The following is a 23,463-nucleotide window of genomic DNA, read 5'->3' as shown; positions in this document are numbered from 1 at the left end:
CCCGACCGGTCAATCGGCCGCCGCCACCCCGGATGTTACCCATGAGTCACTTGCTCGGCCATGATCTGCTCGCCGGGCGGGGTGAGGTGTGCGTCACGCCGGACGAGCGCCGCGTAACGGCCGTCGGCGGCGAGCAGTTCGTCGTGGGTGCCGCGTTCGGCGATCCGGCCGGCGTCCAGGACGACGATCTGGTCGGCGTCGCGGACGGTGGAGAGGCGGTGCGCGATGGTGAGGGTGGTGCGGCCGGCGGACAGTTCGTCGATGGCCTGCTGGACGGCGTGCTCGGTGCGGGTGTCCAGGGCACTGGTCGCCTCGTCGAGGACGAGCACCGGCGGGTCGCGCAGGATGGTGCGGGCGATGGCCAGGCGCTGCTTCTCGCCGCCGGAGAAGCGGTAGCCGCGCTCGCCGACGAGGGTGTCGTAGCCGTCGGGGAGGGCGGCGATGTGGTCGTGGATCTGGGCGGCCTTGGCGGCGCGGTGGATCTCGTCGTCGGTGGCGTCGGGTTTGGCGAAGCGCAGGTTGTCGGCGACCGAGGCGTGGAAGAGGTAGGTCTCCTGGGAGACCACGCCGACGGCGTGGGCGAGGGTGTCGAAGTCCAGGTCGCGGACGTCCGTGCCGTCGAGGGTGACCCGGCCTTCGGTGACGTCGTAGAGGCGCGGAACGAGGTAGCTGAGGGTGCTCTTGCCGCTGCCGGTGGGGCCGACGACGGCGAGGCTGCCGCCGGCGGGGACGGTCAGGTCGATGCCGTCGAGGGTGGGCGCGGCGTCCGGGTCGTAGCGGAACCGCACGTTCTCGAAGCGGATCTCGCCGCGCGGCGCCGGGATGCGGACCGGGTCGGCGGGTTCGGTGATGGCGACCGGCAGGTCGAGGTATTCGAAGATGCGCTGGAAGAGCGCGAGTGAGGTCTGCATCTGGACGCCGGTGGACAGCAGGGAGACGGTGGGGCGCAGCAGGCCCTGCTGGAGGGAGACGAAGGCGACCAGGGTGCCTATGGAGAAGACCGGTCCGCCCAGTTGGAGGACGAGGCCGGCGGCCCAGTAGATGAGGGCGGGCATGGCGGCCATGACGATGCCGATGGTGGCCATCCGCCAGCGGCCGGCCATGTTGGCGCGGACCTCCAGGTCGACCAGGCGCTCGGACTCGTCGGCGAAGTTCCTGGTGAGGGAGTCGGCGCGGCCCATGGTGCGGCCGAGCAGGATGCCGCTGACCGAGAGGGATTCGGTGACCATCGCGGACATCGCGGCCATCTGCTTCTGCCGCTGGGTGGTGATCTTCTTGCGTTCGTTGCCGACCCGGCGGCTGATCCAGACGAAGAGCGGGAGCAGCAGGAGGGAGACGACGGTCAGCCGCCAGTCGAGGGCGAGCATGGCGCAGACGGTGGCGATGACCGAGGTGAGGTTGGAGACCAGGGAGGTGGCGGTGGAGGTGACCGTGGCCTGCATGCCGCCGATGTCGTTGGCGATCCGGGACTGGACCTCGCCGGTGCGGGTGCGGGTGAAGAACGCCAGGGGCATCCGCTGGAGCTTGGCGTAGACGGCGGTGCGCAGGTCGTGCATGACGCGCTGGCCGACGGTGGTGGACAGCAGGGTCTGCAGGACGCCGAAGACGCTGGTGGTGACGGCGGTGGCGATCATGCCGAGGGCGAGCAGGGTGAGCAGTCCGGTGCGGCGGCCGGGGATGGCGACGTCGAGGACCTCGCGCAGGAGGAACGGCGAGGCCACGGAGACCAGGGAGGAGGCGCCGACGAGCAGCCCGACGAGGGCGAGCCGGCCGCGGTAGGGGCGGAAGAGGGTGAGGATCCGCCGGAGCTGGACCGGTGCGTCGGGGTCCTTGGGGGGCGGTGTCCATTGGGGTTCGTCGCGGTGCATGGGCTCCTACGAGGGGTGCGGGACAGCGGGATTTCACTGAGCCTAGCTCATTGTTACCTATACTCACAATGAACCAGGTCCTGATACTCTCGGGGCATGCCCTCCCCTGAGCCGACGGTCAGCAGCAACCTCGCCGAACAACTGGTGCGGCTGACCCGCCGGATGCACCGCGCGCAGAAGCGCCACCTGGCGCACCTGGACATCGCCTTCACCCCCGCCCAGTCCCGGGTGCTGCGGATCGTGGACCACTACCGCGACACCCCGCCGCGGATGGCGGACCTCGCCCAGCGGCTGGAGGTCGTCCCGCGGGCGGTGACGACCCTGGTGGACGCCCTGGAGGCGAACGGCGCGGTCCGCCGGGTACCGGATCCGGCCAACCGGCGCGTGGTGCGCATCGAGCTGACCGACACCGGCCGGTCCACGCTGCGCGCGTTGCGCAGCGCGCGCCGGGCCGCCGCGGAGGAGATCCTGGCTCCGCTGACCCCCGATCAGCGCGAGTTGCTCGGGGGCCTGCTGTCCACCCTGGTCGACGGGCCGGGTGACCCGCACTGACCTGACGCCCCCTCATCCGGAGGAGTGCCCGCCATGCCCTTGCTGGAGCCGAAGCCCGGGGCCCTGCGGCCCACCGCCGGCGGCCGGCCGGCGCCCGACCGGGTGGCCGGCCACCTGGCGGCCGGCACCCCCGAGCCGCTGCGCGGTGACCTCATCGCGCTGCTCGGCCCGGAGAAGGTCCTGCACACCGTCTCCGACCTGGTGCGCTACGCCTCCGACGCCAGCCCGTACCGCTTCGTCCCGCAGGTCGTGGTGGTGGCCGAGGACGTCGACGACATCGCGGCGGTCTTCTCCTACGCCCACGGCAAGGGCCGGAAAGTGGTCTTCCGGGCCGCCGGCACCTCCCTCAACGGCCAGGCGCAGGGCGAGGACATCCTCGTCGACGTGCGGCGGCACTGGACCGGGATCGAGGTGCTCGTCGGCGGCGCCCGGGCCCGGATCCGGCCGGGGACGACCGTACTGCGGGCCAACGCGGCCCTGGCCCGGTACGGCCGGCTGCTCGGCCCCGACCCGGCCAGCGCGATCGCCTGCACCCTGGGCGGGGTGGTCGCCAACAACGCCTCCGGCATGACGGCCGGCACCACCCGCAACTCCTACCGGACCCTGGCGTCGGCCACCGTCGTCCTGCCGTCCGGCACGATCGTGGACACCGCGGACCCGGACGCCGACGCGGAGCTGGCGCGGGCCGAACCGGCGCTCTGCGCGGGCCTGTTGGCGCTCAAGGCGGAGATCGAGGCGGATGCCGCGCTGGCGGCCCGGATCCGCGCCAAGTACGCGATCAAGAACACCAACGGCTACCGCCTGGACGCCTTCCTCGACGGTGCCACGCCGGTGGCGATCCTGCGCGGGCTGATGGTCGGCTCCGAGGGCACCCTGGGCTTCCTCGCCGAGACGGTCTTCGACACCCTGCCACTGGACCGGCACACCGCCGGCGCGCTGCTGTTCTTCCGCACGCTCGGCGCCGCGGCCGCGGCCGTACCGCACTTCACCGCGGCCGGCGCGCGGGCGGTGGAGCTGATGGACGGCAACACCCTGCGGGCGTCGGTGCGGGTGGCCGGGGTGCCGGCGGACTGGGCGTCGCTGCCCAAGGAGACCACGGCGCTGCTGGTCGAGTTCCGGGCCCCCGACGAGGCCGCACTGCGGGGGTACGAGGAGGCCGCGGCCCGGGTGCTGGCCGGGCTGGAACCGGTCGCACCGGTCGCCTCCGTCACCAACGCCTTCACCCGGGACCCGCACGTCCTCGGCGGCTACTGGAAGGCCCGCAAGGCGTTCGTGACCGCGGTCGGCGGCTCCCGGCCCGCCGGGACGACGCTGATCACCGAGGACTTCGCGGTGCCGCCGGCGCGGCTGGCCGAGGCGTGTGCGGCACTGCTGGAGCTCCAGGCCCGGCACGGCTTCGACGCCGCGGTCGCCGGCCACGCCGCCCACGGCAATCTGCACTTCCTGCTCGCCTTCGACGCGGCCGAACCGGACGACGTGGCGCGCTACGCGGCGTTCATGACGGACTTCTGCCGGCTGACCGTCGAGCGCTTCGACGGCTCGCTGAAGGCCGAGCACGCCACCGGCCGCAACATCGCCCCGTTCCTGGAGCTCGAATGGGGGCCGCGGGCCACGGAGTTGATGTGGCGGATCAAGGAACTCTTCGATCCGGCCGGCATCCTCGCCCCGCGCGTCCTGCTCGACCGCGACCCGCGGGCACATCTGCGGGGCTTGAAGACCATCCCGCGCATCGAGGCGCTCGCCGACCCGTGCATCGAATGCGGCTTCTGCGAACCGACCTGCCCCAGCAAGGACCTCACCACCACGCCCCGGCAACGGATCGTGCTGCGCCGCGAGATGCTCCGCCAGCCGGCCGGATCGCCGGTCACCGGCGCGCTGCTGGACTCCTACGGCTACGACGCGGTGGACACCTGCGCCGGCGACTCGACCTGCATGCTCGACTGCCCGGTGGGCATCGACACCGGCCGGCTGATGAAGGACTTCCGGCACCGGCGACACTCCCCGCGCGAGGAGCGGCTCGCCGAGCGGACCGCGCGGCGGTTCGGGGCGGTCGAGCGGGCGGCGCGGCTGGCGGTGGCGGCCGCGGACCGGATCGGCGACCGGCCAGCCGCCGCGCTGACCCGGGCCGCCCGCCGGGCCGTGCGGCCCGACCTGGTGCCCGAGTGGCTGCCGCGGCTCCCCGGCCCGGCGGCCCGCCGGCTGCCGGTGACGCGGCGGGCCGGCGCGGCCGCGGTCTACTACCCGGCCTGCGTGAACCGGATCTTCAAAGAGCCCGCGGGGCACCGGGGGCCGTCGCTGCCCGAGGCGGTGGTGGCGGTGTCCGGGCGGGCCGGCCGGCCGGTGTGGATCCCCGGGGACGCACCCGGGACGTGCTGCGCCACGATCTGGCACTCCAAGGGCTATGAGCGCGGCACGGCGGTGATGGCCAACCGCATCGTCGAGGCGGCCTGGGGCTGGACCGCCGGCGGGCTGCTGCCCCTGGTGGTGGACGCGTCCTCCTGCACGCTGGGCCTGGCCCGTGAGGTCGTGCCGTATCTGACGCCGGAGAACCGCGCGCTGCACGCGGAGCTCACCGTCGTCGACTCGGTCGTCTGGGCCGCCGAGGAGCTGCTGCCGCGTCTGACCGTCCGGCGGACGACCGGTTCCGCGGTGCTCCATCCCACCTGCTCCATGCGGCACTTGGGGGACGAGGCGCAGCTGCGGCGGGTCGCCGAGGCGTGTGCGCGGGAGGTGGTGGTGCCGGACGACGCGGGGTGCTGCGCGTTCGCCGGGGACCGCGGGATGCTGCACCGGGAACTGACCGGGGCGGCCACCGCGAAGGAGGCCGCGGAGGTCACCGCGCGCCCCTTCGACCTGCATCTGTCGGCGAACCGGATGTGCGAGATCGGCATGGACCTGGCCACGGAGGGCCGAGGCTACTGCTCGGCCCTCCTGGCCCTGGAGCGGGCGACCCGCCCGGACTGACCGCGTCAGCCGCCGACGTGCAGCGCCACCGCGCTCCTGGCGGGCACGGTGACCTGCGCTTTCCCGTCGTCGCCGACGGTGACCGTGTGCCCGTAGCAGGAGGACGGCGCGGCGTGCACCACGTCGCAGTACGTCCCGGCGGGCAGGGAGGTCGCGAAGGTCCGGGTCAGCGCGGCGTCCCCGTTGTTGAGGGCGACGAAGCCCTTGCCGCTACGGGCGAAGGCGAGGGCGCTGCCGCCGTCGTCCCACCAGTTCGTCAGCCCGGCCGAGCCCACCGCGTTGCGGAAGCCGACCATGCCGGTGATCTCCCGCTTGGCGTGCTCGTCGGTCCAGCCGGTGGTGCCGCTGGGCGGTCCGGCGTCCTTGTCGGTCCACTCGTAGCCGGAGTAGACGTTCGGTGAGCCGTAGGGGAAGGCGAGCATGAAGACGTTGGCGAGGGTGTAGGCGGCGCCGTCCTTGTAGGTGAGCGTGGCGCCGTTGCGTTCGGTGTCCCAGTTGTCGACGAAGGTGCGGGCCTTGTCGCTGCCGAGCTTGCCGTCCGCGACGGACTTCAGCTGGGCGATGTTGCCGCTCTGGAAGGCGCTCTTGAGGTGGGCGCCGTAGCGGAATTCGTCGACGTCGCCGATGCCGGTGTACTCGTCGGGCTGCACCGCCTCGCCGGCGCCGTAGATGACCTCCTGCACCCAGAAGCCGGGGTCCTTCATCTTGCCCTTGACGGCGGCCAGGTCGGTGGCGGAGAGGTGTTTGGCGGCGTCGATCCGGAAGCCGTCCACGCCCAGCGACCGCAGGTCGTCGAGGTACTTGGCGAGGGTGGTGCGGACGTAGTCGCTGCCGGTGTCGAGGTCGGCGAGGCCGACCAGTTCGCAGGTCTGGACGTCGTCGCGGTTGGTGTAGTCGGAGATGCTCTTCCGGCAGCCGTGGAAGTCCTGGTCCTGGTAGAAGCCGGGGTAGTTGTACTTGCTGTACCGGGTGCCGCCGGTGCCGGTGCCGGATCCGGCGGCCATGTGATTGACGACCGCGTCGGCGATGACCTTGACGCCGGCGGCGTGGCAGGCGCCGACCATCGAGGCGAAGGCCTCACGGTCGCCGAGCCGGCCGGCGATCTTGTAGCTGACGGGCTGGTACGAGGTCCACCACTGCCCGCCCTGGATGTGCTCGGAGGCCGGGGAGACCTCCACGAAGCCGTAACCGGCCGGGCCCAGTTGCTCGGTGCAGGCCTTGGCGACGTCCACGTACTTGCGCTCGAAGAGCGTGGCGGTGACGGTCTTCTGACCGGGCGGGGTGGCCTGGGAGGACCACGGCGCGACGGTGGCCAGGCCGACCGCGGCCACTACTCCGGCGAGCGTCCCGCCCAGCACTCGGGAACGATGCTGCATCTTGCGGCTCCTTCGTCATGGGGCACGGCCGTGCCGTACCGCGCCCACGAGAGCAGCCACGCGCCAGGCCGCCATGGGGGGTTGTCCGGTACCGGAGCCTGCCGTTCATGTCATTAACACGTCAAGGCTTTCTGCAAGACATTTCATCGAGTTGCGAAAGATGCTGGCGGCGGCTTCCGCGCCTTTGCGGAGCCACCCGGCCCTCTTGTGCCTCCGCCCGCCGGCCGACAAGGTCCTGACCGAGGTTCACGTATGCCCCGGCGCACCACCGATCCCTGGAGGACCGATGAACGAGGCACGATCGCAGAACCACGACCACGACCACAGCCACGACTTGGCCGGACCGAGCCGCCGTTCCGTCCTGTGGACCGCCGGTGCGGCGGGCGCGGGACTGGGGCTGGGCGGGCTGACGGGGCCTCAGGCCGCGGCGGCCACACCGGGCGCGGCCGGCGCCTCGAACGGTGCCGGCGCAACGCCGGAGGCCAAGGGCAGAACCATGATCGGGGTACCGTTCGAGCGGCGCTCCACCGTCCGCGTCGGCATCGTCGGCCTCGGCAACCGCGGCGGCAGCATGATCGATCTGTTCCTGGCGATGCCCGGCGCACAGGTGGTCGCCCTGTGCGACCCGGTGAAGGAGAAGACCGCCCGGGCCGCCAAGAAGGTCACCACCGCGGGGCAGCCCGCACCCGCCGTCTACACCAACGGCGACCATGACTTCGAGCAGCTCTGCAAGCGCGGGGACGTCGACTTCGTCTATGTGGCCACGCCCTGGGACTGGCACTTCGAGATGGCGAAGACGGCGATGCAGAACGGCAAGCACGTCGGTGTGGAGTGCCCGATCGCGCTCCGCCTGGAGCAGCTGTGGGAACTCGTCGACCTCTCCGAACGCACCCGCAGACACTGCATGCAGCTGGAGAACTGCTGTTACGGCAAGAACGAGATGCGGGTGCTGCGGATGGCGCACGCCGGACTGTTCGGCGAGCTGCTGCACGGCGCGGGGGCGTACATCCACGATCTGCGCGGCCTGATGTTCGACCCCAAGTACTACGAGGGTCCCTGGCGCCGGCTCTGGCACACCCGGTTGCGCGGCGACCTCTACCCCAACCACGGCTTCGGCCCGGTCGCCAACTACATGGACCTCAACCGCGGTGACCGCGCGGTGCGCATCTCCAGCATGGGCTCCCCGGCCCGCGGACTCGCCGCGTACCGCAAGGAGCACATGCCGGCGGACGACCCCAGCTGGAAGGAGTCGTACATCGAGAGCGACCGGACGGTCAGCCTCGTGCAGACCGCCAAGGGACGGGTGATCCGGCTGGAGCACGACGTCTCCACCCCGCACCCGTACAGCAGGATCAACAGTCTCGGCGGCACCAAGGGCCTCTTCGAGGACTACCCGGAGCGGATCTATCTGGAGCCGGACCAGAACAACGACGAGTGGGGCGACTTCGGCACGTACGCGCAGTGGGACCACTGGCTCTGGAAGGAGCACGCCAACCCGCCCGGCGGCCACGGCGGTATGGACTACATGCTGGTCTTCCGGCTGATCCAGTGCATGCGGCTGGGCCTGGTGCCGGACTTCGACGTCTACGACGCGGCGACCTGGACGGCGCCGGTGCCGCTGAGCGACCGCTCCATCAAGGCGAACGGCGCGCCGCAGGAGATCCCGGACTTCACCCGCGGACTGTGGAAGAAGGCCCGGCCGGGGATGGACTCGGAGAAACCGGAGGAGTAGGCCCGGCCGACCCACCGGCCCACCGACCCACGACCCACGACCCACCGGCCCGGCGGAACGGGTGTCCGCCGGGCCGTCCGGCTCAGGTGTCGTGCGTGCTCGGCGCGGCTTCGGCGGGCTGCGTGACGTCGCCGGGCCGGGTGGGGCTGGCCGTTTCGGTGGGCCGGGCGGACTGCGCGGGCTGCTCGCCGTTCAGGACCCGCTTGGCCGTCACCCGGTCCAGTGCGCCCTCCCAGCGGGAGACCGCGAACACCGCGACGCAGTTGCCGAGGAGATTCGTCGCCACCCGCATCGAGTCCATGATCCGGTCGACGCCGAGCAGCAGAGCGACCGCCGCGGCCGGGATGACGCCCAGCGCGGAGGCGGTCGCGGACAGCGCGAGGAACGCCGAACCCGGTACGCCCGCCATGCCCTTGCTGGTCAGCATGAGCACCAGCACCACGGTGATCTGCTGCCCCCACGACAGGTCGACGCCGATGGCCTGGGCGATGAAGAGGGTGCCGATGGAGAGGTAGATCGAGGCACCGTCGAGGTTGAACGAGTAGCCGGTCGGCAGCACCAGGCCCACCGCGTCGTCCCGGCAGCCCGCGGCCCGCAGCTTCTGCATCATCCGCGGCATCACGGTCTCGCTGGACCCGGTGCCCAGCGCCAGCAGCAGTTCCTCGCGGGTGTAGCGGACGAACTTCCAGAGGCTGAGCCCGGTGACGGCCTTCAGCGCCAGGCCGAGGAACACGAGGAAGGCCAGAGCGACGCCGTAGCAGACCGCGATCAGCTTGCCGTAGGTGGACATCGCGCCCAGGCCGTACTCACCGACGAGGTGGGCGGTGGCACCGAGGACCGCGAGCGGGGCGAGCTTCATGAGGTAGCCGACGATGGTGAACACGACCTCCTGGGCCTGTTCGATCAGCGGCAGCAGCTGTGGCACCTTCTCCCGGCCGAGGTGCAGCAACGCGGCGCCCACCAGGCAGGCCAGCACCAGGACCTGGAGCAGCGAGTTCTCGGCGAACGCGCCGACCGCGCTGTTGGGGAGCGATTCCAGGACGAACTGGGCGGCGGACGGCAGATGTCCGCCGCCCGTCTTGGCATCCACCGAGCCCTTGTCCAGGGACGCGGGGTCGACGTGCATCCCGGCGCCGGGCGCGACGACGTTGCCCGCCAGCAGGCCGACGACGAGGGCGATGCTGGTGGCCGCCTCGAACCAGATCAGCGCCTTGACGCCGATGCGGCCGAAGGCCCGCAGATCGCCCGCCTTGGTGATGCCGGCGACGACGACGCAGAAGACCAGCGGCGCGATCATCGCCTTGATCAGCCGGACGAAGCCGTCCCCGAGCGGCTGGAGTGCCGATCCAGCCTGCGGCCACAACCGGCCGACGACGACACCGAGGACAAGGGCGACGAGTACCTGCACGAACAGGCTGGTGCGCAGCAGACGGCCTGCGCGGCGGACGAAAGGTGCGGTGGCGTGCGGCACGGGCACTCCTCCATGGACGAATTTTGTTATGCGGAAGTGGACTTCCGTGATCCGTCACTATGGCCGCTTGGTGTTCCGCACGAAAGAGCTCGCTGCAACTTCCGGGAAAATCTTGGAGCTTGACCCAAGGCGGAACGCCCGGCCGTACGCAATACCGCACGGCCCGTACGCACTTGGGCGGGAGCGACGGCAGCGCCCGCTTCCTCCTGCGGTGCCGCACTCGTCCCCCCGTAACGGCTCAGGGCCGATACCGGGCGGTACCGCTTCCCCGACGGACGGCTCTCAGGCCGCCAGATGCGCCGCGTCCCCCATGACCACCACGGGCCGGCGCGCCGGGTCGAGGGCGCGCAGCAGCGTCTGCATCGCGGACTTCGAGACGCTCACGCAGGCGGAGGTGCCGCTGCCGTGGTCGAGGTGCAGCCAGACCCCGCCGCCCTTGGACTGCCCCTGGGGGCGGGTCGGGTCCAGCGGCGAGGCGCCCTTCACCCGGTTGTAGTTGATCGCGATGACGTAATCGAAGTCATGGCGGGTGTTCTTGGACCAGTACGACGGCGGAGTGAAGGCGGTGGAGTGGGTGTAGGGCAGCTTGGCGCCCGGGTTCGCGAGCACCCCGCCCGCGTCGGTCAGCGTGAACACCCCGACCGGGCTGCGCTTGTCGTCCTCATGGTGGTCCGTCGTCCAGCCGCGCCGGCCGTTGTGCGCCGGCCAGCTGCCTTTGCGGTCCCAGCCCTTGGGGCCCTTCTCGTACAGGACGAGGGTGGCATCGGCGGAGTCCGCCGCCTTGCCGTAGACCGCCACGACCTGACCGGAGCCGGCGGGGATGCGGGACCGGAGGGCGGTGCCGATGCCGGGGATGTTCTTGAGGTGGGTGGTGGCCGACGCGCCGCGGGCCGGGCCGCCGGGGCGCTCCCCCTTGCCCGCCCCGTCGTCCTTGCCGTCCTGACCGCCCCCGCCACAGCCGGCCAGAAGGACCAGTCCCGCCGCGGCCACCGCCGCCCTCCGCATCACACCGCCCGCACGTCGCATGCCCCCATGGTCGCACCACGCGACTGACGTCCGTTCAGCGCCCGCCGCATCGGCGAGCCGCGCCGGACGATTGTCCTGAACACGCGGTCGCAGCGGAAAAATCGATTGAAACCAGCCCACTCCCCGGGCCAGTCTTCCCACACCTTCACCGTCAACGAGACGGGCAACGAGACCGGCAACGAGACCGTTCCGAGGGGCATTTCGCCTGCCGGAAGGGGGCCGCGCGCGCCGGGGCCGAAAACGGCGCGCCCCCCTCCTCGACCGCCCCACCACGACTTCCGCGACCTCGACCACCCCTCGACCACCACTCGACCACTACTTCCGCGACGTCCACGGCTTCCACGGCCTCCATGACTTCCGCGGCTTCCGCGGCCTCCCGCGGTCCCGCGGCTTCCACGGCTTCCACGACTTCCACGGCCGCTCGGCCGCTCGGCCGCTCGGCCACTCCGCCACGACTACTTCGCCTGGGGCATCATGCAGATCCGCGACCTTCCGCATCCCGACCCCGGCGTCCCCGACGTCCGTACGGGCGGTAGCTTCCTCCGCTGGCTCTACAAACAGCAGCTGGGCGGCCAGTTGAAGGCCCTCGCCTGGGGCCTGGTGAACTTCGGCGCCATCGCCTCCTTCCCGCTGCCGGTGGGCATGGCCGTACAGGCCGCGGTCGACCGCGACGGCGGCCGGCTGGCACTGTCCGGCGGGCTGATCCTGGTCCTCGGTGCGCTGATCGCGCTGGGCGGCACCATGCTGCACCGCGCCGCGGTCACCAACTGGATCACTGCCGTCGCCCGGATGCAGCAGTTGCTCGCCCGCAAGACCACGGAGCTGGGTTCGGCCATGACCCGGCAGGTGGCGGCCGGTGAGATCGTCGCCGTCAGCACCGGTGACCTGGAGAAGATCGGCTGGTTCGTCGAGACGATCTCCCGGTTCGGTGCGGCCGCGGTCACCGCGGTCGCGGTCGCGGCCGCCCTGCTCGTCCGGGAACCTCACCTCGGCATCCTGGTGGCGCTCGGCGTCCCCCTCCTGGCGCTGGCCGTACTGCCGTTGTTGCCGCCCGCCGCCCGGCGGGCCGACGCCCAACGCGAGATGGCCGGCCGGGCCACCGAACTCGCCTCCGACACCGTCGCCGGCCTGCGCGTCCTGCGCGGCATCGGCGGCGAGGAGCTCTTCCTCGGCCGCTACCGCGCGGCCTCCCAGGAGGTGCGGCAGGCCGCCGTCCGCAGCGCCCGGATGTGGTCACTGATCGCGGCCCTCCAGGTCGTGCTGCCGGGTCTGCTGCTGATCGCGGTGGTCTGGTACGGCACCCGGCTCGCCCTCGACGGCACGGTCGCGGTCGGCGAACTCGTCATGATCTACAGCGCGGTCACGTTCCTGCTGCTGCCGCTCCGGCACTTCGAAGAGATCGCCCAGGCGCTGTCCTTCGCCCGGCCGTCGGCCCGGCGCACCGCCCGGGTCCTGGCCCAGCACCGGCCGTCCGGCGGACGGAACGGAGACAACCCGGCTCTGCCCAGCGGGGATCTGTACGACCCGGTCAGCGGCCTGACCGCACCGGCCGGCCGGCTGACCGCGGTGGTCTGCGGCGACCCGGACACGGCCGGCCGACTCGCGGAACGGCTGGGCGGTCATGCCTATGGGGGCTGGGCGGGCAGTGCGGAGCCTGCGGGCCATGCGGTCCCCAGAGACTGTGCGAGCCCTGCGGACCATGTGGACTGTGCGGTACCTGCGCAGGGCGACGGGCTCCACAGCGTGTGTGCTGGAGACGGCGCAGACGGCGGGCGCGGTGGAGACGGCGTGCGCGGTGGAGACGGGGCGCGCGGCGGAGATGGCGCGCGCGGCGGCGAGGTTGACGGAGAGGGCACGCACCGCGGCGCGAGTGGCGGTGCGGGGCAGGGCCTGCCGTCGGTCACCCTGGGCGGCCGCCCACTGGACGACCTGCCGCGCGACGCCGCCCGCAGGGCCGTACTCGTACAGGACAAGGACCCGATGCTGCTCTCCGGCACCCTCGGTGAGCTGCTCGACGTGCCGTCCTCCGGGCGGCTGGCCGCCGATGAGGCACTCACCGCCGCCCAGTGCGGCGATGTGCTGACCGCCTTGGCGCAGGCCTCGCTCGACGACTCCGGGGACCCGATGCGCACTCACATCACCGAGCGCGGCCGGTCACTCTCCGGCGGCCAACGGCAGCGGCTGGCACTGGCCAGGTCGCTGGTCACCGACCCGGAGGTGCTGGTGCTCGACGAGCCGACCAGCGCCGTGGACGCGCACACCGAGGCCCGGATCGCCGACGGCCTGCGGAAGGTCCGGACCGGCCGTACGACGGTCGTACTGACCTCCAGCCCGCTGCTCCTGGACCGCGCCGACCAGGTCGCGTTCCTCCACGAAGGCAAGGTCGTCGCCGAGGCCCCCCACCGCGAACTGCTCCACAGCCACCCCGCCTACCGCGCCGTCGTCACCCGGGAGCCAGAACCCGAAGCCGTGGGGGAGACGGAACCCAACGCCGCTCGGGGGACGGAAGCCGAGGCTGCTCGGGTGGCGGAACCCGAAGCCGTGCGGGAGACGGAAGCCGAAGCCGCTCCGGCCCCGGAACCCGAAGTAACGCCGCATACGGACCCGGCCCCAGAAGCAACCCGGGACCAGGACCCCGAACGCGTACTGACGACCGCTCAGGTCGACGAGACCGCGTGATCAAGTTCGATCGAGATCGAGGAGACCCCATGATCGGCCTGGCGCCGCCGGAGCACGATCCGGACGCCCCGCAGACGCTCACCACCCTGCCCGTGGGCTCCCCGGCGACGGTACGGAGCTACGTCGCCGAGCTGATCCGCCGGCACGGCCGGGAGTTCACCGTGCTGGTCGCCGTCAACGCCGCCGCGGTGATCGCCTCGATGGCCGGGCCGTACCTGCTGGGCGGGGTCGTCGAGAAGCTCTCCGCGGGCGATCGCCACCTCCAACTCGGCCGCACCATCGCCCTCTTCGCCCTCGCCCTGATCCTGCAGACGGTGTTCGTCCGCATGGTCCGGCTGCGCGGTGCGATGCTCGGCGAGCGGATGCTGGCGGACCTGCGCGAGGACTTCCTCGTACGGTCCGTGGCGCTGCCGCCGGGCGTCCTGGAACGGGCCGGCACCGGCGATCTGCTGTCCCGGATCACCACGGACATCGACCGGCTCTCCAGCGCGATGCGCGAGGCCGTGCCGCAGCTGTCGATCGGTGTGGTGTGGGTGGCCCTGCTGCTGGGCGGGCTGACCGTGACCGCCCCGCCGCTCGCGCTGTCCGTGCTGATCGCGCTGCCCCTGCTGGTCGTCGGCTGCCGCTGGTACTTCAAGCGGGCGCCGTCCGCCTACCGTTCTGAGGCAGCGGGGTACGCGGCGGTGTCCGCCGTCCTCACCGAGTCCGTGGACGCCGGCCGCACGATCGAGGCGCACCGCCTGGGCGCCCGCCGCATCGCCCTCTCCGAGCGCCGGATCCGCGAATGGACCCAGTGGGAGCGCTACACCCTCTTCCTGAGGTCGGTGCTCTTCCCGGTCGTCGACCTGACGCACGTGGTGCTGCTGGGCGCGGTACTGCTGCTCGGCGGGGCAATGGTGATGCAGGGCTGGCTCACGCCGGGCCAGCTGACGACCGGTGCGCTGCTCGCCCAGATGATGATCGATCCCGTGGGCATGATCCTGCGCTGGTACGACGAGTTGCAGGTGGCTCAGGTGTCCATCGCCCGGCTCGTCGGCGTCCGGGAGATCGAACCCGAGACGGCGGACGCGGAGCGGCTGCCCGACGGCCGCGATGTGCACGCCGATGACGTGAGCTTCGGCTACCGCACCGGCGTCGACGTCCTGCGCGAGGTCTCCCTGCGGATCCGTCCCGGCAGCCGCCTGGCCCTGGTCGGCCCGTCCGGTGCCGGCAAGTCGACGCTGGGCCGGCTGCTCGCGGGGATCTACGGGCCCCGGACGGGCAGCGTGACGCTGGGCGGTGCGGAGCTCTCCGCGATGCCCGCCGAGCGGGTCCGCGAGCATGTCGCACTGGTCAATCAGGAACACCACGTCTTCGTCGGGACGCTGCGCGACAACCTGCTGCTCGCCCGCGCCGACGCCGGTGACGCCGAACTGTGGGCAGCCCTGCGCGCGGTGGACGCGGATGGCTGGGCCCGGGCCCTGGACACGGGCCTGGATACCGAGGTCGGCTCGGGCGGCCACACCCTGACCCCCGCACAGTCCCAACAGATCGCCCTGGCCCGTCTCGTCCTGGCCGACCCGCACACCCTGGTGCTCGACGAGGCCACCTCACTCCTCGACCCACGGGCCGCCCGCCACCTGGAGCGCTCACTGGGCAAAGTGCTGGACGGCCGCACGGTCGTGGCCATCGCCCACCGCCTGCACACCGCCCACGACGCCGATGTGATCGCCGTGGTCGAGAACGGCCGCATCAGCGAACTCGGCACCCACCACGAACTGGTCACCGCAAACGGCCCGTACGCGGCACTGTGGCGATCTTGGCACGGAACGGATAGCTGACGGGTGGTGAAGGGGGAGGGGGAGGGGGAGGGACGGGGCGGTGGGGCGGGTGAGGCCCTGGGGCCGGTGGGACGGGTGAGGCACTGGGGTTGGTGGGACGGGTGAGGCTCTGAGGTTGGTGAGACAGGTGGGGCACAGGGACGGGCGGGGCACTGGAGCCGGTGGGACACGCGAGACGGGCGGGGCACTGGGGCCGGCGGGACAGGCGGGCCGCCCGGCCTCACTCACGGCCCTCACCACCCGGCGGCAACCCGGACCACTCCCCCGCTTCTTCTCCCCCCGCCCCGCCCCCACCCTCCACCCCCACTCCGCCGCACTCAGATGAAGCCGAGTGCCCCCAACCCGCCGAGTCCGCCCAGGAGCATGAACACCGGCATCAGCACCTTCAGTTCCACCCAGCTGCCCGCCTTGAACCGCATGGCCTTGGGCGGGCCGAGCGGGTACCAGCGCTTCCGGCCGATCGGGATCGGCCACAGGATGGGGCAGCCGGACACGGTCAACGCATCGCCGATGTCATGGACCAGCGCACCGAGCACGATCGGCAGGCCCAGCCAGAGGTACTGCTGGCCGGGTTCGGTGAACAGCCAGTGCGCGCCGTTGCCCGGCTGGTCGAGGATGCCGGCCAGGATCCAGGCCGAGGCCGCGCCGAGCAGCCACACCAGCACATCGCTGGAGACCCGGGCGGCCCGCCACAGCAGTCCCTCGATCGCGAGCACCATGTGGACGAAGAGGATGCCGAGCACCGCCCAGCGCCCGCCCCGCATCGCCAGCAGCGCCATGCCGCCGCCGACCAGCACGGCCCACACCCAGGTGTGGGTCAACGTGCGGTGCCCGCCGGAGCGGTTGGCGTCGCCGCGCATCTTGGTCGCCTTGTAGACGGCGTGCGAGATGTTGTCGACGACCTCGCACACCATCCGCGAGAGCGGCCCGAAGGCCCGCGAGATGGTCGCGGACTTGTGGTCGAGGTCCGGGGCGAGCGCCGCTCCGGCACAGATCAGGGCCCCGCAGACGAGCACCGGCCAGGGCATCGGATGTCCCGCGGCTGCGGCCGCCGCGCCCACCCCCAGCCAGGCCGCCGCCCCGGACAGCGAGTGCGCCGGTCCCATCATGGTTGTTCCCCACCCCTTGTTGTCGCCTTGTTGTCGTTGTCCGTGCTCGGTTTCGCCGGCGTTCGGCCCACGCCTCGTGCCCGGCTCACGCCTCGTGCCCAGCTCGTGCCTCGTGCCCGGCACACCTCACCGCGCCCGGCCCGTACGTGGTGCCAGGCCCGTACGGCGTACCCGGCACACCTCCCGCGCCCGGCGCGTACGTCGCACCCGGCAGGTCCGTCATGCCCGGTACAGCCGTCGCGCCCGGCTACTACGTCGCGCTCGTCGGTGGGTCGTACCCGGTCGGTATGTCGCGTCCGGCACGCTCACCGTCCGCGCTGCTGACGTCGGGTCGGCGACTCAGCGTAGCGGGAGATGATCTCCGTCCGGAGGCGGGGCCCGCCCGGCGACCGGCCCGGGGGGAACAACCACGGAAGACGACCGCGGAAGACGACCGCAGAGGACGACCGCGGAAGACGACCGCGGAAGACGACCGCAGAGGATGGCTACAACGGACGACCACGGGCAGTGCCCAGCCGCCTCCCGGACGGCGGGCCGCGGCGCCCTCTGCGCACGGCCCCAGAGGACGGCCACCCCTTACGGAAGGTGAGCGGACGGTGCCGGACCGTCCATGGGGGGTTCAGTTGATCTCCGTATGGGTTACCGGTTCCCTGATCCGGGGTGAAGACAGGCAGTATGGGGGCGTGACCCTCATCGATCATCTGCCGAACGACGCCGACCCCGATGCCCTCTTCGAAGCCTTTTCGGGCTGGGCCGAGCAGCAGGGGATCTCGCTCTACCCTGCCCAGGAGGAGGCGCTGATCGAGGTGGTCTCGGGGGCGAACGTGATCCTGTCCACCCCCACCGGCTCCGGGAAGAGCTTGGTGGCGGCCGGCGCGCACTTCACCGCCCTCGCCCATGATCAGGTCACCTTCTACACCGCCCCGATCAAGGCGCTGGTGTCGGAGAAGTTCTTCGATCTGTGCAAGCTCTTCGGCACCGAGAACGTCGGCATGCTCACCGGCGATGCGTCGGTGAACGCCGACGCCCCGGTCATCTGCTGCACCGCCGAGGTCCTCGCCTCGATAGCGCTGCGGGACGGCAAGGACGCCGACATCGGCCAGGTCGTGATGGACGAGTTCCATTTCTATGCCGAGCCGGACCGCGGCTGGGCCTGGCAGATTCCGCTGCTCGAACTGCCGCAGGCGCAGTTCGTGCTGATGTCGGCGACGCTCGGCGACATGTCGCGGTTCGAGGAGGACCTCAGCCGGCGCACCGGGCGGCCGACGTCGGTGGTGCGCTCGGCGACCCGGCCGGTGCCGCTGTCGTACGAGTACCGCACCACCGCCCTGACGGAGACGCTCACCGAGCTGCTGGAGACCCGCCAGTCCCCCGTCTACATCGTGCACTTCACGCAGGCCGCCGCCGTGGAGCGGGCGCAGGCCCTGATGAGCATCAACATGTGCACCCGGGCGGAGAAGGATCAGATCGCCGAGCTGATCGGCAACTTCCGGTTCACCACGAAGTTCGGCAGGAACCTGTCGCGGTATGTGCGCCACGGCATCGGCGTCCACCACGCCGGAATGCTGCCGAAGTACCGCCGGCTGGTGGAGAAGCTCGCCCAGGCGGGCCTGCTGAAGGTCATCTGCGGAACGGACACCCTCGGCGTCGGCGTCAACGTGCCCATCCGGACGGTGCTGTTCACGGCACTGACCAAGTACGACGGATCGCGGGTGCGGACGCTGCGGGCGCGGGAGTTCCACCAGATCGCGGGCCGGGCCGGGCGGGCCGGCTTCGACACCGCCGGCTTCGTCGTGGCGCAGGCGCCCGAGCACGTCGTGGAGAACGAGAAGGCGCTGGCGAAGGCGGGCGACGATCCGAAGAAGCGGCGCAAGGTGGTCCGCAAGAAGGCGCCGGAGGGTTTCGTCAACTGGGGCGAGAACACCTTCGAGAAGCTGATCGCGTCCGATCCGGAGCCGCTGACCTCGCGCTTCCGGGTGACCCACGCGATGCTGCTGTCGGTGATCGCCCGCCCGGGCAATGCCTTCGAGGGGATGCGCAAGCTGCTCGAGGACAACCACGAGCCGCGCAAGAACCAGCTGCGGCACATCCGGCGGGCCATCGCGATCTACCGGTCGCTGCTGGACGGCGGAATCGTCGAGCGGCTGGACGAGCCGGACGCGGAGGGCCGGATCGTCCGGCTGACCGTGGATCTGCAGCAGGACTTCGCGCTCAACCAGCCGCTGTCGACGTTCGCACTGGCCGCCTTCGACCTGCTCGACCCGGAGTCGCCGTCCTACGCGTTGGACATGGTGTCGGTCGTGGAGTCCACGCTGGACGATCCGCGGCAGATCCTGGCCGCGCAGCAGAACAAGGCGCGCGGCGAGGCGGTGGCCCAGATGAAGGCCGACGGCGTCGAGTACGAAGAGCGCATGGAACGGCTCATGGACGTCGAGTACCCCAAGCCGCTGGAGGAGCTGCTCTTCCACGCCTACGGGCTGTACCGCAAGAGCCACCCCTGGGTGGGCGACCACCCGCTGTCCCCGAAGTCGGTCATCCGCGACATGTACGAACGCGCCATGACCTTCACGGAATTCACCTCCTACTACGAGCTGGCGCGCACCGAAGGCATCGTGCTGCGGTACCTGGCGAGCGCCTTCAAGGCGCTGGACCACACCGTCCCGGACGATCTGAAGTCGGAGGACTTCCAGGACATCATCGCCTGGCTGGGCGAGATGGTGCGGCAGGTGGACTCCAGCCTGCTGGACGAGTGGGAGCAGCTGGCCAACCCGGAGGAGGAGACGGCGGACCAGGCCCAGGAGCGGGCGGATCAGGTCCGGCCGGTCACGGCCAACGCGCGGGCCTTCCGGGTGCTGGTGCGCAATGCGATGTTCCGGCGGGTGGAACTGGCGGCGCTGGACAAGGTCGAGGAACTCGGCGAGATGGACGCCGAGTCGGGCTGGGACGCGGACGCCTGGGGCGAGGCGATGGACGCCTACTGGGAGGAGTACGAGGACCTGGGCACCGGCCCGGACGCGCGCGGCCCGAAACTCCTGCAGATCGAGGAGGACGCCGAGCACGGGCTGTGGAAGGTGCGGCAGACTTTCGCCGACCCGAACGGTGATCACGACTGGGGCATCTCCGCCGAGGTGGATCTGGCCGCCTCGGACGAGGAGGGGCGCGCGGTCGTGCGGGTCACGGACGTGGGTCAGTTGTGAGGCGACGGCTTCGCCCGAGGCCGCCGGGGCATGCGAGGGAGGGCCATCGGCCATGACCAATCCTGCGGAGAGGCTCGTCGACCTGCTGGATCTCGAACGGATCGAGGTGAACATCTTCCGCGGCCGCAGTCCGCAGGAGAGCCTCCAGCGGGTCTTCGGCGGACAGGTCGCGGGCCAGGCGCTGGTCGCCGCCGGGCGGACCACCGACGGTGACCGCCCGGTGCACTCGCTCCATGCGTACTTCCTGCGCCCGGGCCGGCCCGGGGTACCGATCGTGTACCAGGTCGAGCGGGTGCGTGACGGGCGTTCCTTCACCACGCGCCGGGTGGTCGCGGTCCAAGAGGGACGCACGATCTTCAATCTGACCGCCTCCTTCCACAAGCCGGAGCCCGGCTTCGAACATCAGTTGCCTATGCGCCGTGCGGTGCCCGACCCGGAGGGCCTCCCGACGGTCGTGGAGGAGGTCCGCGAGCATCTGGGCGGGCTGCCCGAGGCATTGGAGCGGATGGCCCGCAGGCAGCCGTTCGACATCCGGTATGTCGACCGGCTGCGCTGGGCGCCGGACGAGATCGAGGGCGCGGAGCCGCGCAGCGCGGTGTGGATGCGGGCGGTCGGGCCGCTGGGCGACGATCCGCTCGTGCACACCTGCGCGCTGACCTACGCCAGCGACATGACGCTGCTGGACGCGGTCCGCATCCCGATCGAGCCGCTCTGGGGCCCGCGCGGCTTCGACATGGCCTCGCTCGACCATGCGATGTGGTTCCACCGCCCGTTCCGCGCGGACGAGTGGTTCCTCTACGACCAGGAGTCCCCGATCGCCACCGGCGGCCGGGGCCTGGCCCGCGGGCGGATCTACGACCGCGAGGGCAGGCTGCTCGTCTCGGTCGTCCAGGAGGGGCTGTTCCGGAAACTGGGTGGCTGACCCGGCCGGACGGCCGGCTCCACGGGGGACATCCGGCGGACCCGTCCGGGATCCTCTCTGCGGGCCTCTTCGAGAGCCCGGGCGAGATGGACGCGGTACCACAGGACCTCGTCGAACTCGTCGGCCGTCAGCACCCGTTCGCAGGCTTCCCGGGCCGCCGGGGTGGCGGTGATCATCGTCGCGAGGGTGGGCCGGAGCCGGCGCAGCACGGACCGCTCCAGGGGGTTGCCGACCACCGAGGCCAGCTCCTCCGGGGGCAGGACGGCGGCGATCACCGCGGCCGACTCCCAGGGGTCGTCGGTCTGCCCCATGAGCTGCGCGACCCGGCGGCTGCGCCACTGGCGGGCCCGCCAGTCCTGTCCGCCGTCGAGCATCACCCGCATCGCCGCGGGGGTGTTGCCCCGGAGCAGGTCCGGTTCGCGGTCGGCGAAGTCGGCGACCTCCGCCGCGAGATAGAGCCAGACCACCGCGCCGTAGCGGTTCACGTAGAACCGGACGGGCGCGAAGCAGCCGGCGCGGGTCAGGCGGAGCACCCGGCCCGGTCCGACGCCCATCTGCCGGGCGGCCTCGGTCGTGCCGACCGTGCGGATGCGCTCGCGGAGCGCCTCCGGGAAGCCGGGCTCGGCCTGGAGCCGGGCGATCTCCTCGGCCGGGACCCGGCGCCCGCCGAGGACTCCGGCGCCCGGCGGGCGGTCGGCGCTTCCGGGCGGCACCGTACGGACTTCTCCGAGCTGGACGGCGAGCTCGAACTCGCCGCTGCGCAGCTCCAGTTCATGGGCCGCTCGGCCCTTCGGGAGCGTCTGCTGCCCGTCACACATCACTGTCATGTCGTTCCCCCGCAACTCGGTCGGTCAGCGTCGATCACTGACAGTCACGACTGTAGCCGCAGGCGGTGACAGTGCGTCAAACTCCGCCTCAGACCTGTGGATAACTCTCCGGCCGGCGCACCGCGACGCCCAGGTGCTCGCCGACGCGATGGACCAACAGCGTCATCTCGTAGGCGATCTGCCCGAGGTCGGCGTCCGCGCCGGCCAGCACGCACAGGCAGCTGCCGTCCCCCGCCGCCGTCACGAACAGCACCCCGTCGTCGAACTCGATCATGGTCTGCCGGACCTGCCCGCCACGGAAGTGCAGCGCCGAGCCCTTGGCGAGGCTGTGCAGTCCCGAGGCGACCGCCGCGAGATGTTCGGCGTCCTCCCGCCCCAGGCCCTCGCTCGCGCCGGTCACCAGCCCGTCGTTGGAGAGCACCAACGCGTGCCGTACCTTCTCCACCCGCTTGGTCAGGTCGTCCAGCAGCCAGTCGAGTCCGCTGCTCAATGCCATGTGACGCTTCCTCCCCGTGTCCCCGGCCGCGGTCCTGGCCGGACGGCAGCCCATGGTCCCTCCGCGGACTGCCGTGCCAGCCTGTCCCACCTCCGCCGTCTCGGCAAGCGGCCCACGGCCCGGCGTGCCAGGCGGCGCCCGCGCCGACCCGCGGAGAGGATGTCGGCATGGCACACAAGATGACGAACGACGAGTGGCGCAGGTTCCTCTCCGAGGGCACCCGGACCGGAAAGCTGGCGACCGTGCGGGCGGACGGCAGCCCCCACCTCGCGCCGATCTGGTTCCTCCTGGACGGCGACGAGTTGGTGTTCAACACCGGTGCGGACACGGTCAAGGGACGCAATCTGGCCCGCGACGGCAGGCTCGCCCTGTGCGTCGACGACGACCGGCCGCCGTTCTCCTTCGTGACCGTGCAGGGCTCGGCGGAGATCAGCGACGACCTGGCCGACGTACGGCACTGGGCGACCCGGATCGCGGCCCGTTACATGGGCGAGGACCGTGCGGAGGAATACGGCGCGCGCAACGGCGTGCCGGGCGAGGTGGTGGTGCGGGTCACGATCGACAAGGTCGTCGGACTCGCGGCGGTCGCGGACTGACCCGGTGCGCGGCGCGGGCCCTCCGGTGTCCGCGCCCCGCCCGTCCGCGGGTCATCCCACCGGGGCAGGCGTCCGGGGGGAGTGCTGCCGGCCGGCGTGCTCGACGAGCCGGACCAGCACCTCCTTGCCGGAGTCGCGGTCCCGCGCGTCACAGAGGACGACCGGGGTGCCGCGGGCCAGATCCAGCGCGCGGGCCACCTCGTCCGCCCCGTAGGACCGCGTGTCGGCGAAGCAGTTGACGGCGACCAGGAACGGGATCGCGCGGCGCTCGAAGTAGTCGACCGCCGGGAAGCAGTCCTGCAGCCGGCGGGTGTCGGCGAGGACCACGGCGCCCAGCGCGCCCTCGGAGAGGTCGTCCCACAGGAACCAGAAGCGGTCCTGTCCCGGGGTGCCGAAGAGGTAGAGGGAGAGCCCCTCCCGGATGGTGATGCGGCCGAAGTCCATCGCCACGGTGGTGGTGGCCTTGGTGTCCACTCCCCCGGTGTCGTCCACCCCCTCCCCGGCCTCGCTGAGTCCTTCCTCGGTGCGCAGCGGGCGGATCTCGCTGACCGAGCCCACCAGGGTGGTCTTGCCCACCCCGAAGCCGCCCGCGACTAAGATCTTCAGGGCCAGTTCGGGGCCGGGGCCCGGGGCTGCGCCCTCCGGGGCCCCTGGTGCGGCGTTCATCGGCCGTCTCCTTAAGGATGCGGGTCCTGCGCGTCACGGGGAATGCGGATGCACGGCTCGGCGAGGGGAGCCTTCGGCGGCAGAGCGCCGTCCGAAATCCATGGCGAGGACCGTACCGCCCGCTGATCGGAATGTCCCCGAAATTGCCAAAGCCGCTCAGTC

At 71.7% G+C, this 23,463-nt stretch carries 16 protein-coding genes; 8 read left to right on the top strand and 8 right to left on the bottom strand.

Annotation, left to right across the window (positions count from 1 at the left end; all coding sequences use genetic code 11):
• Nucleotides 1–35: 35 nt before the first annotated feature.
• Nucleotides 36–1,868 (bottom strand): ABC transporter ATP-binding protein, encoded by a 1,833-nt coding sequence (locus ACZ7MX_RS18785; protein ID WP_472133459.1) that lies wholly within the window; start codon nt 1,866–1,868, stop codon nt 36–38.
• 96 nt (nt 1,869–1,964) lie between these two features.
• On the opposite strand from ACZ7MX_RS18785, the gene ACZ7MX_RS18780 reads away from it, so the two are divergent.
• Both ACZ7MX_RS18780 and ACZ7MX_RS18775 read left to right on the top strand, forming a co-directional pair.
• Complete coding sequence (locus ACZ7MX_RS18780) at nt 1,965–2,420, top strand: MarR family winged helix-turn-helix transcriptional regulator (RefSeq protein WP_472133457.1); 456 nt, start codon at nt 1,965–1,967, stop codon at nt 2,418–2,420.
• 33 nt (nt 2,421–2,453) lie between these two features.
• Nucleotides 2,454–5,384, top strand: coding sequence for an FAD-binding and (Fe-S)-binding domain-containing protein (locus ACZ7MX_RS18775; RefSeq protein ID WP_472133455.1), 2,931 nt, complete (start codon nt 2,454–2,456; stop codon nt 5,382–5,384).
• Nucleotides 5,385–5,389: 5 nt separating this feature from the next.
• On the opposite strand, the gene ACZ7MX_RS18770 is transcribed toward ACZ7MX_RS18775, so the two are convergent.
• Nucleotides 5,390–6,760 carry an alpha-amylase gene (locus ACZ7MX_RS18770; RefSeq protein ID WP_472133453.1) on the bottom strand — a complete coding sequence of 457 codons (1,371 nt, stop codon included), beginning with the start codon at nt 6,758–6,760 and terminating at the stop codon, nt 5,390–5,392.
• A 286-nt stretch (nt 6,761–7,046) separates the two neighbouring features.
• Here ACZ7MX_RS18770 and ACZ7MX_RS18765 point away from each other — a divergent pair, with 286 nt between their 5' ends.
• Nucleotides 7,047–8,492 carry a Gfo/Idh/MocA family protein gene (locus ACZ7MX_RS18765; RefSeq protein ID WP_472133451.1) on the top strand — a complete coding sequence of 482 codons (1,446 nt, stop codon included), beginning with the start codon at nt 7,047–7,049 and terminating at the stop codon, nt 8,490–8,492.
• Between the two features lie 82 nt (nt 8,493–8,574).
• Here ACZ7MX_RS18765 and ACZ7MX_RS18760 read toward each other — a convergent pair whose 3' ends face one another.
• Both ACZ7MX_RS18760 and ACZ7MX_RS18755 read right to left on the bottom strand, forming a co-directional pair.
• Nucleotides 8,575–9,963, bottom strand: a complete 1,389-nt coding sequence (locus ACZ7MX_RS18760; protein WP_472133449.1) for a cation:dicarboxylate symporter family transporter — start codon at nt 9,961–9,963, stop codon at nt 8,575–8,577.
• Between the two features lie 282 nt (nt 9,964–10,245).
• Complete coding sequence (locus ACZ7MX_RS18755; protein WP_472133447.1) at nt 10,246–10,989, bottom strand: hypothetical protein; 744 nt, start codon at nt 10,987–10,989, stop codon at nt 10,246–10,248.
• Nucleotides 10,990–11,463: 474 nt separating this feature from the next.
• Here ACZ7MX_RS18755 and ACZ7MX_RS18750 point away from each other — a divergent pair, with 474 nt between their 5' ends.
• Together ACZ7MX_RS18750 and ACZ7MX_RS18745 are read left to right on the top strand one after the other, a co-directional pair.
• Nucleotides 11,464–13,668 carry an ABC transporter transmembrane domain-containing protein gene (locus ACZ7MX_RS18750; RefSeq protein ID WP_472133445.1) on the top strand — a complete coding sequence of 735 codons (2,205 nt, stop codon included), beginning with the start codon at nt 11,464–11,466 and terminating at the stop codon, nt 13,666–13,668.
• Nucleotides 13,669–13,697: 29 nt separating this feature from the next.
• The gene (locus tag ACZ7MX_RS18745; protein ID WP_472133443.1) at nt 13,698–15,488 is read left to right on the top strand and encodes an ABC transporter ATP-binding protein; all 1,791 of its coding nucleotides are present in this window, start codon (nt 13,698–13,700) and stop codon (nt 15,486–15,488) included.
• 317 nt (nt 15,489–15,805) lie between these two features.
• On the opposite strand, the gene ACZ7MX_RS18740 is transcribed toward ACZ7MX_RS18745, so the two are convergent.
• Complete coding sequence (locus tag ACZ7MX_RS18740; RefSeq protein ID WP_030810261.1) at nt 15,806–16,597, bottom strand: metal-dependent hydrolase; 792 nt, start codon at nt 16,595–16,597, stop codon at nt 15,806–15,808.
• Nucleotides 16,598–17,280: 683 nt separating this feature from the next.
• On the opposite strand from ACZ7MX_RS18740, the gene ACZ7MX_RS18735 reads away from it, so the two are divergent.
• Both ACZ7MX_RS18735 and ACZ7MX_RS18730 read left to right on the top strand, forming a co-directional pair.
• Nucleotides 17,281–19,794 (top strand): DEAD/DEAH box helicase, encoded by a 2,514-nt coding sequence (locus ACZ7MX_RS18735; RefSeq protein WP_472133441.1) that lies wholly within the window; start codon nt 17,281–17,283, stop codon nt 19,792–19,794.
• A gap of 52 nt (nt 19,795–19,846) precedes the next feature.
• On the top strand, nt 19,847–20,716 hold the full coding sequence (locus ACZ7MX_RS18730; RefSeq protein WP_472133439.1) for an acyl-CoA thioesterase: 870 nt from the start codon (nt 19,847–19,849) through the stop codon (nt 20,714–20,716).
• Here ACZ7MX_RS18730 and ACZ7MX_RS18725 read toward each other — a convergent pair.
• Together ACZ7MX_RS18725 and ACZ7MX_RS18720 are read right to left on the bottom strand one after the other, a co-directional pair.
• On the bottom strand, nt 20,647–21,543 hold the full coding sequence (locus ACZ7MX_RS18725; protein WP_472133437.1) for a DUF6397 family protein: 897 nt from the start codon (nt 21,541–21,543) through the stop codon (nt 20,647–20,649). The genes ACZ7MX_RS18730 and ACZ7MX_RS18725 overlap by 70 nt on opposite strands.
• Before the next feature lie 88 nt (nt 21,544–21,631).
• Nucleotides 21,632–22,039 carry a roadblock/LC7 domain-containing protein gene (locus tag ACZ7MX_RS18720; protein WP_362138278.1) on the bottom strand — a complete coding sequence of 136 codons (408 nt, stop codon included), beginning with the start codon at nt 22,037–22,039 and terminating at the stop codon, nt 21,632–21,634.
• 167 nt (nt 22,040–22,206) lie between these two features.
• On the opposite strand from ACZ7MX_RS18720, the gene ACZ7MX_RS18715 reads away from it, so the two are divergent.
• A complete protein-coding gene (locus ACZ7MX_RS18715) occupies nt 22,207–22,635 on the top strand; it encodes a PPOX class F420-dependent oxidoreductase (RefSeq protein WP_472133435.1) in 429 nt (142 codons plus the stop codon).
• 51 nt (nt 22,636–22,686) lie between these two features.
• On the opposite strand, the gene ACZ7MX_RS18710 is transcribed toward ACZ7MX_RS18715, so the two are convergent.
• Entirely contained in the window at nt 22,687–23,301 is a 615-nt protein-coding gene (locus tag ACZ7MX_RS18710) for a GTP-binding protein (protein WP_472133433.1), read from the bottom strand.
• Nucleotides 23,302–23,463 lie beyond the last annotated feature (162 nt).

The sequence above is a fragment of the Streptomyces sp. NPDC107765 genome (genome assembly GCF_055657085.1).
The sequence above is the reverse complement of the archived record's forward strand: the minus strand, read 5'-3'. Positions and strand labels throughout refer to the sequence as shown.